The following is a 13,069-nucleotide window of genomic DNA, read 5'->3' as shown; positions in this document are numbered from 1 at the left end:
CTAGAACACAGCCCCCGGCCGTCGGCGCCCGATTCCAGGATCCGGCAGGTCAGCGCCCGGCCCGCGCTGGGCTGCCCAGTCGCGGCGCAGCGCTACGCGGGTGAGCCGGCCCGCGCGACCCGGACGGCGTGGCGGAGGACGTCGGCGGTGCGGGCGTCGTCGGCCCGGAGCCCGAGATCGGCGGTGATCAGCGCCACCACGTCGTCCACCCGCCGGGCGACGCCGTCGGATTCGATCCAGCGGGCGAGGGTGGCCAGTTCGCGGCCGGTGTAGTCGCTGATCGCCCGGCCGCTGACGATGAGCGGCCGGTCGCCCTGCCGTTGGGGCTCGGGTTCGGGCTCGGTGTCCGGCGCGTCGGCTGTCGCGTCGCCCTCCGCCGCCTCCGCCTTCTCAGCCTCGGGAATGGCCGGAGCCGCGGGCGCGACGGGAGCCGCGGGAGCGGCGGGCGCCTCCTCCGGCATGCCGGCGACCATGTCCGCTTCGGCCGCCGCGACGGCCCAGTCGTAGGCGTCGGCGTCCTTGACCGCCTGCTCGTAGGCGGCCAGCAGCCGCTCGGTCTCGGCGTCGGGGTCCGACGCCCAGGCGGCGGACCAGATGCGGTGCACCGTCCAGCCGAGCCGGGTCAGCTGCTCCTGCCGCAGCCGCTCGCGCTCGCGGGCGCTGCGCCGGGCCGCGTACGTCTCGCCGTCGGTCTCGATGGCCAGCACGAACCTCGATCGCCGCGTGGGGTGCCGGACGGCGACGGCGACACCGCCGGGCCCGCCGTGGTCGAGCACGATCTCCGCCGCGACGCCGGCCTCCTGCAGCCGCTCGGCCACGGTCTCGGCCAGCGCGCCGGAGCGGGCCGACGCGGCGCCGGAGCCCTCGACCCAGTCGGGCTGCGGACCATGCTGCACGTACGCGAGGAACTGCCCGAGCGCCTGCGCGCCCGGTGTCGTCAGCCGCCGCGGGCTGAGGTCGTCGGCGCCGAAGGTGGCGACGACGGTGAGCCGCTCGCGCGAGCAGAGGGTCGCCGCCGTCAGCCGCCGCTCACCGCCGGGGCGGCCCAGCGCGCCGAAGCGGTAGAGGATGCGCCCGTCGACCGACCGGCCGTAGCCGAGCGACAGGATGATCGCGTCGCGCACGTCGCCGGAGACCCGCTCGACGTCCTTGATGAAGAACGCCTCGGCGCGGTCGCCGCGCAGGTAGGGCGCGACCTCGGGGGCCCGGATCAGCGCGTGCCGCAGCGCGGCGTCGAGTCGCTCGGCGTGCCGCGGCCCGAGCGTGACGACACCGAGGCTCTCGTGCGGGCGGGTGCGGACGTGGTCGAGGACGAGCTCGACGACCCGCATGACCTCATCGGACGAGCTGTCGACGGGGTCGTCGGCAATGGGGTCGGAGTCGACGATCTCCATGTGCACGCGGTCGGTGCCGCCGACCCCGGGCACCGTCGTGAGCCGGGCGGCGTGCGTCGTGCGGGCGGCGAAGCCGATGAGGCGGTCGTCGCGCACGCGGTGCTGGCCCGTGAGCAGCCGCTCGGGCAGCGCGCCGCGGAGCAGGTCGACGACGGAGGCGGGCGGGTCCTGACCCCACGGCCCCTCCTGCTCGTCGGGATCCGGGGCCGGCTCGACGGCGGTGGTGAACGGCGGGCGCGCGACGTCGTCGTCGCCCACGAGCACGACCCGCGCGGCCCGTGCCAGTGCCGGGATCGCCTCGGCGACGGCGAGCCGCCCGGCGTCCTCGACGATGACGACGTCGAACAGCCGGCGCGGCGGCAGCAGCTCGGCAACCGACAGCGGCGACGCGACCCAGCACGGCACCGTCGCCAGCGCGAGCTCCGGCGCCTCGGCGACCAGCGCCCGCGGCGTGGCGGGCAGGGCGCCGTCGGGCGACTCGATCAGGACGGCGGCCTGGCCCTCGTGCTGCTCGGCGACGGCGGCGACGCGGGCGCGCCGGGCCTCGAGCACCCGGCCCGCGGCGGCGCGCACCTCGACCATGTCGGCGGCGCGGAACTCCTCGAGCCGCCGTTCGTGGGCGTACCGGTCGAACCGGCCGAGTGCGGTGTCGGTCGAGCGCCACAGGTCCAGCAGCGAGGAGTACCAGGCGTAGTCGAAGACCGCCTCGACCTGCTCAGCGCCCAGGCCACGGCGGCGCAGCTCGGCGATGAGGTCGTCGAGCCCGGCCGCGGACAGCTCGGCCTGCAGCTCGTACAGCCGCGGCAGCGACCGCAGGTGGCCGGCGTCGGCGATCAGCTCGTCCAGCCGTTTCGCGACATCGGCGAACGACAGGTCCTCGAGGTCGCCCGCGCGCGGGTTGCCGGCCGCCAGCTCGGCCAGCGCGTGCCGCACGCCCTTCGCGGCGTCGACGGCGTTGGGCAGGTGCGGGCCGGTGCGCGGCGGCTTGCCGTCGCGGGAGCGGTCGCGCCAGGTGACCAGCTGCTGCTGCGCGGCGATCAGGGTCTCGTGCTGGCGCTGGCGGTGCTGCCGGCCGGGCTTGCCGGTGAGGTCGGCGAGGCGTTTGCGCAGCTTGCGCCGGGCGAAGAAGCCGGCCGTGGCACCGTGCTCGGTGCGGTAGGCGCGGTCGCCGGTGGCGGCGGCGAGGTCGCCGATGGGCTGGTCCCAGATCTGCGCCCCGAGCGTCTCGATGGTCCGCCCGACCGACGCCAGCAGGTCGACGGTCTCGAGGCACTCGGCGACGGAGTTCGGCCCGGCCAGCCCGACCTCGACGGCGGCCCGGGTGGCGGCGTTCTTCAGCCGCGGCAGCGCCCGTTCGCGCAGCTCGGTGACGGTGCCCAGCAGCGCGTCGGCGGCGCGGAGGTCCGGGACGTCGGAGCCGAACCAGGGCGAGCCGGACTCCGTCAGCGTCAGGCCCTCGATGCGGGCGAAGTCGCGCAGCTGCAGCCGCACGTGCGCCGTGCTGCCGGCCCGCGCCAGCACGTCGGGGTTCACCCGCGCGGACGTGCGGGCGAACTCCGGTGCCGTCGCGACCAGCACCATCGCCTCGTGCGCCGTGGAGCCCCAGGGCTGGCGGATCTGGTGGATGGCGTCGCGGTAGGCGTCGAGCTCCCCGGCCAGTGTGGCCGCCGTGCCGGGCGTGACGTGCTCGAACTCGCCGGGCTGGGCCCGGGTCAGCCGGCGGGCGAGCTCGGCGATCTGCCGGACGGCGTCAGGGGCCGGTGTGCGGCCCGCGTCGAGGACGAGGTCGCGCAGGCCGACGGAGTCGAGGCGGGTCACGAGGTCGTCGAGGACGGCCCGCTTCTCGCCCACGACCAGCACCCGATGACCCCGGCCGACCAGCTCCGCCACCAGCGCGGCGACCGTCTGGGTGCGACCCGTGCCCGGCGCGGCGGCGACCCGCAGGTGGCCGTCGCCGGCACCCGCCGCCACGACGTCGTCCTGCTCGCTGTCGGTGTCGAGGACGCGGAAGCGCAGCTCGCTCGGGGCCCCCGCACGCGAGACGGCGGACAGCGCGGCGGAGTCGCCGGCCAGCGCCGCGACGACGTCGTGCTGCTGCAGGTCGACGCCGAGCGCGGCGAGGTCGCGGCTGAGCGCCAGCGGCACCGTCGTGAAGGTCGCGAGCACGGCCCGGTGCGCGATGGCGAACCCGTCGACGACGTGCGGCGGGGCGAATTCGCGCAGCCGCTCGACCACCGTCGCGTACCGCAGCCGGCCGGCGGGGTCGCGCAGGTCGTCGGTGGCGAAGCGCAGGCCGAGCTGGGAGTCCAGCGCCCACAGCAGGACCGGGTTGACGAACGGGTCGTCGGCGATGGTGATGGTGAAGTCGGTCTCGGCCGGGTCGCGCGCCTCGACCACCGCCGAGCGGAGCATGACCGGCGCCGTCGGCCGCCGCGCCGCGAACGGGTTCGCCCAGGTCGCGATGCCGACGGCGAGGTAGCAGACGGCGAGACCGCGCTCCTGCGCCAGCTCGCGCGACTTGTCACGGATGGCCCGGACCGAGCGCAGCGCCGACGTGCGCAGCGGCTCGTACGGGAACAGCTTGGAGACGAGGACCGGCTCGCCCTCGAGCAGCACCTTGCGCGCCTCGGGCTCGGCGGCCGCGAGGTCGAGCGTTCCCACCTTGAGGTCGCGGTACGACAGCAGCGGGTCCCGCCCGCCGAGCGCGGCGAGCTCGCCGCTCCATTGCTCGACGGCGTGGGCGACCATCTCCGCGCGGGTCGGGGCGGGACCGGCGACGGCGTCGCTGCGCATCGCGCTCACGGGCGCTGTTGCTGGGGAACCGGATGCCTCACATCACGCACGTTAGTTCGCCGACGGCCCCCAGGCGTGGAGGCAAGCCGAACACGACCACAGGTTTAACCGCAGGCCGTCGCTCCGTCCGGCCTGGTTGCCTCGCGCCGCAACGGGTATGTCGCGTGTCGGCCGGACCGATGCCTTAGAGTGTCGCCGGTCCACGGGGGGCGACGGATCCGGCGACGAACGACCGGTTCCAGGCCAGGCCCGAAAGGTGTGAGTCGTGAAACTGCTCGAGGACGTCTCCTCGGCCGTCACCCACCGCCCGCCGCCGCGCCGCACCAAGCTCACGCTGGGTGTGGCGGCGGTGTTTCTGCTGGTGGCAGCGGTCGTCGGCATCGTGCTGGTCGCGTCGAGCGGCGGCGGTTCGGACGACACCGCGGCCGACGGCGACCCCCGTCCGTCCGGGACGCTCGCCGACTGGGCCACCGGCGTCACCGACGCGTGCACGACGGTGGCGGCCGAGCAGCCGATCATGGCGCAGGGCCCCGAGGTCCGGCTCGACGTCGCCAACCTCGCCGCCGTCGAAGCCGGGACGAGTGCTCTGGTCAGTGCCGTGCACGACGTCCCGCTGCCGGCCGAGGAGGCCGAGCAGACCCAGGCGAACGCCGTCGTCGACACCGGCGACCAGGCCGCCCAGGCGTGGACGGCGCTGACCGACAGCACCGCGGAGGCGACGCCGGAGCAGATCGCGCAGGCCGCGGAGCTGACGGCCGGCTTCGTCGCCGGCATGACGCAGCTCGGGGTGAACTGCACGCCGATCGGCTGAAGCGGCGACGCGTTACGATGGGCGGGTGAAGTCCCTCGTGCTGGTGTGGTGGCTGCCCTCGTAGGCGGCCCCCTTCAGCATGCTCATCGGCCGCCGCGACGGCGGCCGGATCGGTGACAGCTCTCGCGGTGGCCCGTCCACCGAACGGAGAGCGTCATGACCCTCGCGACCACCCTCGACACGCCGCTGCTGGCCGACCCGGACCAGGTGGCGGCCGATCCGGCCCGCTACCGCGTCCTCACCGGCGACCGGCCCACCGGCCCGCTGCACCTCGGGCACTACTTCGGCACGTTGCTCAACCGGGTCCGGCTGCAGCGCCAGGGCGTCGAGACCTTCCTGGTCGTCGCCGACTACCAGGTGATCGCCGACCGGCTGTCGCCGGGCGAGATCGCGGCCAACGTGCGCGAGATCGTGCTGGACAACCTCGCTGCGGGGATCGACCCGGAGCGCACGACGGTGTTCGCGCACAGCGCGGTGCCGGCGCTGAACCAGCTGATGCTGCCCTTTCTCTCCCTGACGACGGTGGCCGAGCTGCAGCGCAACCCGACCGTCAAGGACGAGGCGGCCGCGTCCGGGCTCGCCGCGATCAGCGGGCTGCTGCTCACCTACCCGGTGCACCAGGCGGCGGACATCCTGTTCTGCCACGGCAACCTGGTCCCCGTCGGCGACGACCAGCTGCCGCACGTCGAGCAGACGCGGCTGGTCGCGCGGCGGTTCAACGAGCGGTACGCGGGCGGGCGCGCGGTCTTCCGCGAGCCGCAGGCGCTGCTGTCGCCGTCGCCGCGGCTGCTCGGCATCGACGGGCGCAAGATGAGCAAGAGCCGGGGCAACACGATCGCGCTGAAGGCCTCGGCCGACGAGACGGCACGGCTGATCAAGCGGTCGGTGACCGATGCGCGTCGCGACATCACCTACGACCCGGCCGGGCGGCCGGGGGTGTCGTCGCTGGTCGAGATCGCCGCCCTGTGCCTGGGGGTCGCGCCGGCGGACCTGGCGGCGCAGCTGGGCTCGGGCGGGTCGGCGGCGTTGAAGGCGCTGGTCACCGAGGCCGTGAACGAGGAGCTGCGGCCGGTCCGTACGCGGCGGGCCGAGTTCGCGGCCGAGCCGGAACTGGTGAGCGCGCTGCTCGCCGACGGGGCCGCGCGAGCGTCGGCGCTGGCGGCGGACACGCTGGCAGAGGTGCAGGACGTGCTCGGGATGACCGCCTATTGAAGAGATCGTGGGTGCGCGCCCGGCGAGGTGGGAGTGACCGGACGCGCACCCGTGCGGCCGACGGATCGTCAGGGCCGCTGTTCACCTGGCGGCTGTTGGGGCAGGTCCGCGGGCTGCCGGCCCTCCGCGCCCGACGGCGGGTCGTCCGGGTCGGCGGGCCGGTCCCCGGGATCGACGGGCCGGTTCGTGGGCTCCTGGCCGGGTGCCGTCACGTCGGTGCCGGGACCGTCCTCGGGCCGGCCCGGATCATCCGGCCGGTGCTCGGCGGGCGTCGTCGGGACCTGGGTGGGAAGCTCCGGCAGCACCGGCTCGCGGCCCTGGTCTGCTGGCCGGTTGCCCGGGTGCTCGCCCAGCTCGTGCGCGTCCTCGCTGACCTCCTGCCCGTCGACGCCGCCGTCCTGCGCGTCGTCGGCGACGTCCTGGCCGAACCCGGCGTGGTCGTCGAACGAGATCGGCGTCACCGCCTCGATGACCGACTCGACCCGCTGCTGCGCGGAATCGGGCAGCGATCCGGCGGCGGCCACGCCCGTGAGGCCGGTGAAGCCGGCCGCCAGCACGGCGACGGCTCGGGTGCGATGGCTCATCGCGGCCAGCCTCCGGCGGAGGCGGGCGCGGGCGGTGAGGTCAGGGTCGGGCGGCGTCGGCGTGACTCCGGTGAAGTCGCCCGCGGCGATGCGCCGGGCGAGCTCGGCCCTGGGAGGAACGGCCGCATCGGCACATCGTCGAATGGCGGCGACGGCGTCCGCCAGCGCCGCGAGGTCGGCCCAGCCGTCTCCGCCGGACGGGATCCACGTGCGTTGCAGGATCGCCTCGACCGTCGCGTCGTCGGGTAGCGCTGTTCGTGTCATCTCGGTCCTGCCATCGCCGGCGCGGCTCATGTGGATACGCCCTCGCGGTCGAGTCGTCGTCGCAGCGCACTCAGTCCCCGTCGCTGCAGGGCCTTGACCGCGCCGGCGGACTTGCCGACGATGCCGGCCACCTCCTCGACGCTCAGATCGCCGAGGACGCGCAGCAGGACCACCTCGCGCTGCTCGTCCGACAGCGCCGCGCAGAGCTCGTGCACACGGCGCCGGCCGAGCGCCTCGAGGGCGTCCTCCTCGGCGTCACCGCCGACCTGGTCGACGGCCTCCACCTCCACGTCCGCCGTCGCCGGCCGCCGCGAACGCCGTCGCCGCTCGTCGGTCACCCGCCGGTAGGCGATGGTGAAGACCCAGGACCGGAACTGCTGCTCGGATCCGGTGAACGACCCGAGGCCGGCGAAGACGCCGAGGAAGACCTCGCTGGTGACGTCCTCGGGCTCCAGGGATCCCTGCAGGCGCGCGTACCCGGCGACGACCGGCGCGAGATCGGCGTACAGGCGCGCGAAGGCCCACGGCGCGCCCGTGCGCGCCGCGCCGATCACCCCGTCGAACTCCGCTCCGATGGACAGGTGCCCCTCCCTGCGCGCGCTGGGCCTCAATGGCGTCATCGCGCGGGGCGCGCGGAAGGGTACGGCTTGCCGACGTTCAGCCGGTCGGCGGACGGCGGCGGCGCGGAGTGAGGCGCAGCGGCGGCAGCGGTGGTGCCGGGATGCGGTCCGTGCCGTGCCCGGCGACGGTGCCGAACCGCTCCTGACCCGGCCGCTCCCACTCCTCCCGCGCGGCGACGATGTCCTCGTGACTGCGGCCGACGAAGTTCCACCACATGACCAGGTCGTCGGGGAACGGCTCGCCGCCGAGGAGGAACAGTGTGGTGTCGTGGTCGTGGGCCCGCAGGGTGAGCTCGGAGCGGCCGGTGCCGAGGTAGAGCAGCGGCCCCGGCTCGAGCGGCGTGCCGGCGACCGTCGCCCGGCCGGTGAGGATGAGCACGGCGTGTTCGAATTCGGGGTCGAGGGGAACGACGGTGTCCGCCCGGCTCGCGGTCTCGTGGAGGTCGAGCTGGGCGCCGAGCAGGGGCGTGTGGGTGGTCGCGGGGGACGCCGTCCCGGCGAGCACCCCCACGACCACGGTGGCGCGCACGCCGTCGCCGTCGTAGATCGGAAGGTCGGTGTGCTGCTCGAAGGCTGGTCTCGTGTGGCGTGCGGCGGAGTCGGGGAGCGCGACCCAGAGCTGCAGGCCGTGCAGGAGTGGTGACTCGCCGAGCGAGATCTCCGAGTGCGCGATACCCGGCCCGCTGGTCATGAGATTGAGCTGCCCCGGCTTCACGACGACGTCGCTCCCGACGCTGTCGCGGTGGTGGATCTCACCCAGGATGGGCCAGGTGACCGTCTGCAGCCCGGTGTGCGGGTGCGGCAGGACGACCATGTCCGTGCGCTGCGGCCCGAATTGGTCGAGGAAGCACCACGCGCCGACGGTCGGCAGCTGGCGATGCGGCAGGGTGCGGCTCACCTGCATGGCGCGGATCCCGCCCAGCGGCACCTCGCGCGGCTCGAGGGTGATGCTGGCCGGGCCGGTGTGCGTGGCCGCGTGGCACCGCGTCTCGGCCGGCTTCGCGTCGAGATTGCTCACGGTGTCGAGCCTAGACGCGGACCGCGCGCCGGGCCCGGTCCGCGGTCGATAGACTGTCTCGGCCCGCCCTCGTAGCTCAGGGGATAGAGCATCCGCCTCCTAAGCGGAGGGTCGCAGGTTCGAATCCTGCCGGGGGCACCCTCTGACCAGCGCGAATCTCACCCGCTGGTTGCCGTTGCCGACCGTGGCCTCGTCGCCTACCGGCGCGCAGGCTCTCCTGATCGCGGGGTTGGGCCGCAGGCGAGGCACTGGTCACCTGCTGTTCGTTCGGCGGCCGCCCGGCTGGGGTATCCGCACCTCACACGACGGCCGACACTGACGGCATGATCAGGCGTCGGTCGATCGCAGTCCTCATCGCCGCTGTCATGGCCCTTCCGGGTCTGTCCGTCCCCGCCGCCGCCGCGACCCCGGCCGATGTCTGGACCGCTCCCGGCCAGTCCTGGGCGTTCTTCTCCGAGGACGGCACCGTCGCCGTCGCCGTCGGGAACACGAGTGCCGGCGGCCGGCTGGAGATCCGCCAGAGCACCACCGGCAGCCTCACGCGCGTGCTGACCAGCCCGCTCAAGTTCACCGCGGCCGCGCTGTCGGCGGACAACCAGACCGTGGCCGTCACCGTCAACGACACCAGTTCGGGGCTGACCGTCCGGACCATCCGGCTGTATCGGACCGTCACCGGCGCGCTGCTGCGCAGCATCCCCACGTCAGCCGGCCGTGACCTCGACAGCGTGCACTTCGCGCCCGGCGGGCAGACCGTCGCCGCGATGGACGCGCGGTCCTACGAGCGGGGCGGGCACGTGCACGTCCACCGCGTGTCCACCGGAGCCAGGCTCGCGACGCTGACGGTGCCGGCCACGACGGCGGCCGTGCGGTTCTCGCCGGACGGCCGGTTCCTGGCCGCCAACGACCGCGTCATCGTCGACGGCAGGGCGGTCGCGGGCGTGCGGGTGTTCCGCACCGACACCTGGGCGACGGCGCTGACGATCGGCGACGGCAACCTGCTGATCCGCTGGACCCCGGACAGCACAGGGATCTGGACCAGGCGCATCCTGCCCGGCGTGCCGACGGGCGTGCGGCTCGTGAGCGTGCCGACCGGCGCCGTCCAGCGCTCCCTCGAGCTGGACCTCTACGAGAGCGTGTCCGACGTGACCGACGACGGCGCGCTGCTGCTCACCCACCCGGTGGTCGCACCGCGCCGGTCGCTGACCTTCACCGACTCGGTGACCGGAGCCGACGTGGCGACGTACGAGTTCGGCCACGACGTGTTCCCCGGCGACATCAGTCGCGACGCGACGCTGTTCAGCTACGCGAGATCCACCGGCCCGAGCGCCTTCACCGTTCACGTGGCGAGGTCGTCCGGCCCGTGACGGCGTGCGGCCGCCTGTAACCTCGACCCTGTGCCAGGCGAGTCCGCGGTCTCCATCCGACTGCTGGGCGCCTTCACGCTGCTCCGGGGCACGACGCCGGTGCCGCTGGCCCGCCGTCCGGCGGTGCTCCTGGCCGCGCTCGCGCTCCGGATCGACACCCCGGTGTCGTACGACACGCTGACCGAGCTCGTCTGGTCGCCGGAGGAGCTGCCGGCCAGCTCGCGCCGGGCGATCCAGACGTACGCGTCCCGGCTGCGCGACGTCCTCGGGCGCGATGCGCTCATGGCGCACGGCGACGGGCTGCGGTTGGACCTCGACCCGGACCAGGTCGACCTGCACCGGTTCCGCCGGCTGGTGGCCACCACACGCGAGGAGGCGCAGGAGGAGCTCGCCACCCTGACCGAGGCGCTCGCCCTCTGGACCGGTCCGCCGCTGTCGGGCCTCGCGTCGGAGCAGTTCGCGGAAATCGAGGCGCCCGCGATCCTCGACGAGCTCCTCGGCGTGGTGGAACGGCGCAACGACCTGCGGCTGCAGCTCGGCGACATCGACGACGCCTTCGTCGCGTCGCTGCGGCGGATGACGTCGGAGCATCCGTGGCGCGAACGCACCTGGTGCCACCTGATGCTGGCGCTCTACCGCACCGGCCAGCAGGGCGAGGCGCTCGCCACGTTCGCCCGCCTGGTCGGCGTGCTGCGCGAGGACCTCGGCATCGACCCCGGCGCCGAGGCGACCCAGCTGCACCAGCGCATGCTCGCCGCCGACCGGGAGCTCCTCGAACCGGCCCAGCCGGCCCAGCCGGCCCAGCCGCCCAAGCCGGCTTCGTCGTCCGCGACGCCGCCCCCGCCGCCCGCCCAGCTGCCCGCCGGGTCGCCGTCGTTCGTCGGGCGGCAGCGCGAACTGGCCGCGTTGGCCGAGTTGCTGGAACGGCCGGCCGACCGGGTCCTCCTCGCCGTCGTCTCGGGGCCGGCCGGCATCGGCAAGACGACGACCGTGCTGGAGGCGGCGCACCGGGCACGGGCACGGTTCCCCGACGGCCAGCTGTTCGCCGAGGGGACCAGCGGCGGCGCCGCCGTCCCGGAGCGTGAGGTACTCGGCGCTTTCCTGCGCGACCTCGGTGTCGCCAGCGATGACATCCCGCCGTCCCTGCCCGACCGCGCTGCCCTGTTCCGGTCCCTCTGCGCCCGGCGGCGGTTGCTCGTCGTCATCGACGACGCGCATTCGGCCGATCAGATCACCGCCGTGCTTCCTGGCGCCGGTGGGTGCGCGGTCCTGGTGACCAGCCGCCGACGGCTCGCGGTTCCCGCGAACCTGTCCGTCGACCTCGACCTGATCTCCGCGGCAGAGTCGCGCGAGCTGCTGGCCACGCTCGTGGGCAAGGACAGGCTGGCGGCGGAACCCGAGGCGGCCACCGCCATCGTTGAGACGTGCGCGGGCTCGCCGCTCGCGCTGCTGATCGTCGGCGGCCGCCTGGCCACCCGGCCGAGCTGGCCGCTCGCCCACCTGCGAGACCGGCTCGCCGGGCCGGGCCGACTGGCCGAGCTCCGGCTGGACGGCCGATCGGTCGAGGCCGCACTCGACGCGACTGCCGGCCTGCTCGACCCGCCGGACGAGGCGCGCTTCCGCGAACTGGGGGCACTGCCGGTCGACCTGGTCGACGTCGAGTCCGCGGCCGCCCTGTGGGAGGTCGGCCGCTCCGAGGCCCGCGGCCTGCTGGAGCAGCTCTGCGACGTCCGCCTCGTCGAGGCGGCGACGCCCGAGTGCTATGCCTGGCACGGCCTCGTCGGTAGCTACCTGCGCGACCGTCCGCCGGCTCGCGGCGGCGCGGGACGCCGGCGTGCCCTGCGCCAGGCGCTGCGTTCGCTCGCGAATGCGAGGGACCGATTCCGGCCCGGCGACCGGTCCCACCATCCCGTCGTCGCCGCCGTCATGGCCGCCGCCGACGGCGACGGCGTCACCTTCGCGCGGCGCGAGGACGTTCACGCCTGGCTGCATCCGCGCAGCACGCTGCTCATCGGCCTGGCCCGCGAGGGCCTGACATCGGACGACGAGGAGGCGACCGAGGCCGCGGCACTCGCCGCCCACCTCGACTCGGTCCTCACCGAGTGTTGCAGCGCGGACGAGGTCTCCGAAGACCTGCTCCGCGCCGTCACCACCACGCCGCTGCCGGCTGGCGCCGCGCACTTCGTGGCCGCCGCTCGGCACAACCTCGCATCCACGCTCTCCGACCAGGGCCGGCTCGCGGAGGCGCAGGAGGCGGCGGAGCAGGCGATCGCCACCTGGCGACGGTTCGGCGACCGCTACGGCGAGGCCGCCATGCTCAACAACCTCGCTCTCCTGCACGGCCGGCGGGGTGACTACGCCACCGCCGTCGAGGTGATGCGCCAGTGCATCGCGGCCTCGGACGCCCTGCCCGCCGTCCTCCGCGTGCGGTGCCTGCGCGGCTTCGCCTACCTCCTCGCCCGGCATGGTGACGCCGCCGCAGCCAGCGAGACGCTCGCCGAGGCGCGGACCTTCCGCATGCCCGAGTGGGACCTGGCCGAGCTGTACGAGGAGCACAAGGTCGAGGCCTGGGTACGGCTCGCGGCCGGCGAGCCCGCCCTGGCGATCGAGCCGGCCGAGGCGGCGTGCGCGGCGGCGCGGCAACTGCGGTCCGCGCGGCAGACCGCCCAGTCGATCGTGCTGCTGGCCCGTGCCCGCCGGCTGGCCGGGCAGGACAGCCTGGAGACCGCCGTCGCCGGAGTCCAGGTCCTCGTCGGCCACCACGACGTCCAGACGACGTGTGCGGCGCTGGCCGAGCTCGCCCAGGCGCATGTCTGCGCCGGTGACGTCGCGAGTGCCCGAGCCTGCACCGCCGAGGCGGCCCGGCTCATCGGGATCGCCGGGCTGGGCGACACGCCATGGGCGCGGGCACTGCTCGGCGAGCTCGACCCCGCGCACCACCACGGCTGACGACGGCACTCGTCGTCGAGCACCAGGTGCTGCACGGGATCGTGACCGGCCTGATCGTCG

The 13,069-nt window shown here is 74.7% G+C and carries 8 protein-coding genes and 1 tRNA gene; 5 read left to right on the top strand and 4 right to left on the bottom strand.

The window, feature by feature from the left end:
• Positions 1–92: 92 nt before the first annotated feature.
• On the bottom strand, positions 93–4,187 hold the full coding sequence (locus E1212_RS10280) for a DUF4011 domain-containing protein (RefSeq protein WP_238992304.1): 4,095 nt from the start codon (positions 4,185–4,187) through the stop codon (positions 93–95).
• A gap of 265 nt (positions 4,188–4,452) precedes the next feature.
• On the opposite strand from E1212_RS10280, the gene E1212_RS10275 reads away from it, so the two are divergent.
• Positions 4,453–4,998, top strand: coding sequence for a hypothetical protein (locus E1212_RS10275; protein ID WP_131981973.1), 546 nt, complete (start codon positions 4,453–4,455; stop codon positions 4,996–4,998).
• 156 nt (positions 4,999–5,154) lie between these two features.
• Entirely contained in the window at positions 5,155–6,210 is a 1,056-nt protein-coding gene (gene trpS / locus E1212_RS10270) for a tryptophan--tRNA ligase (protein ID WP_131981971.1), read from the top strand.
• Positions 6,211–6,278: 68 nt separating this feature from the next.
• On the opposite strand, the gene E1212_RS29370 is transcribed toward trpS, so the two are convergent.
• Genes E1212_RS29370 through E1212_RS10255 form a run of 3 tightly spaced genes read right to left on the bottom strand, consistent with a single transcriptional unit; the run spans position 6,279 to position 8,696 of the window.
• Positions 6,279–7,058, bottom strand: coding sequence for a hypothetical protein (locus tag E1212_RS29370; protein ID WP_162605411.1), 780 nt, complete (start codon positions 7,056–7,058; stop codon positions 6,279–6,281).
• A gap of 26 nt (positions 7,059–7,084) precedes the next feature.
• Positions 7,085–7,678 carry an RNA polymerase sigma factor gene (locus E1212_RS10260; RefSeq protein WP_131981969.1) on the bottom strand — a complete coding sequence of 198 codons (594 nt, stop codon included), beginning with the start codon at positions 7,676–7,678 and terminating at the stop codon, positions 7,085–7,087.
• 37 nt (positions 7,679–7,715) lie between these two features.
• On the bottom strand, positions 7,716–8,696 hold the full coding sequence (locus E1212_RS10255) for a pirin family protein (protein ID WP_131981967.1): 981 nt from the start codon (positions 8,694–8,696) through the stop codon (positions 7,716–7,718).
• Positions 8,697–8,761: 65 nt separating this feature from the next.
• On the opposite strand from E1212_RS10255, the gene E1212_RS10250 reads away from it, so the two are divergent.
• The 3 genes from E1212_RS10250 to E1212_RS10240 all read left to right on the top strand — a co-directional run bounded on the left by E1212_RS10250 (position 8,762) and on the right by E1212_RS10240 (position 13,009).
• Positions 8,762–8,834 (top strand) — tRNA-Arg (locus E1212_RS10250).
• Positions 8,835–9,019: 185 nt separating this feature from the next.
• Positions 9,020–10,060 carry a WD40 repeat domain-containing protein gene (locus E1212_RS10245; protein ID WP_131981965.1) on the top strand — a complete coding sequence of 347 codons (1,041 nt, stop codon included), beginning with the start codon at positions 9,020–9,022 and terminating at the stop codon, positions 10,058–10,060.
• Positions 10,061–10,090: 30 nt separating this feature from the next.
• Positions 10,091–13,009, top strand: a complete 2,919-nt coding sequence (locus E1212_RS10240) for an AfsR/SARP family transcriptional regulator (RefSeq protein WP_131981963.1) — start codon at positions 10,091–10,093, stop codon at positions 13,007–13,009.
• The last annotated feature ends 60 nt before the right edge of the window (positions 13,010–13,069 follow it).

The sequence above is a fragment of the Jiangella ureilytica genome (assembly GCF_004348545.1).
In the GTDB taxonomy this organism is placed as follows: domain Bacteria; phylum Actinomycetota; class Actinomycetes; order Jiangellales; family Jiangellaceae; genus Jiangella; species Jiangella ureilytica.
Note: the sequence above shows the minus strand (reverse complement) of the source record. Positions and strands in the feature narration are given on the sequence as shown.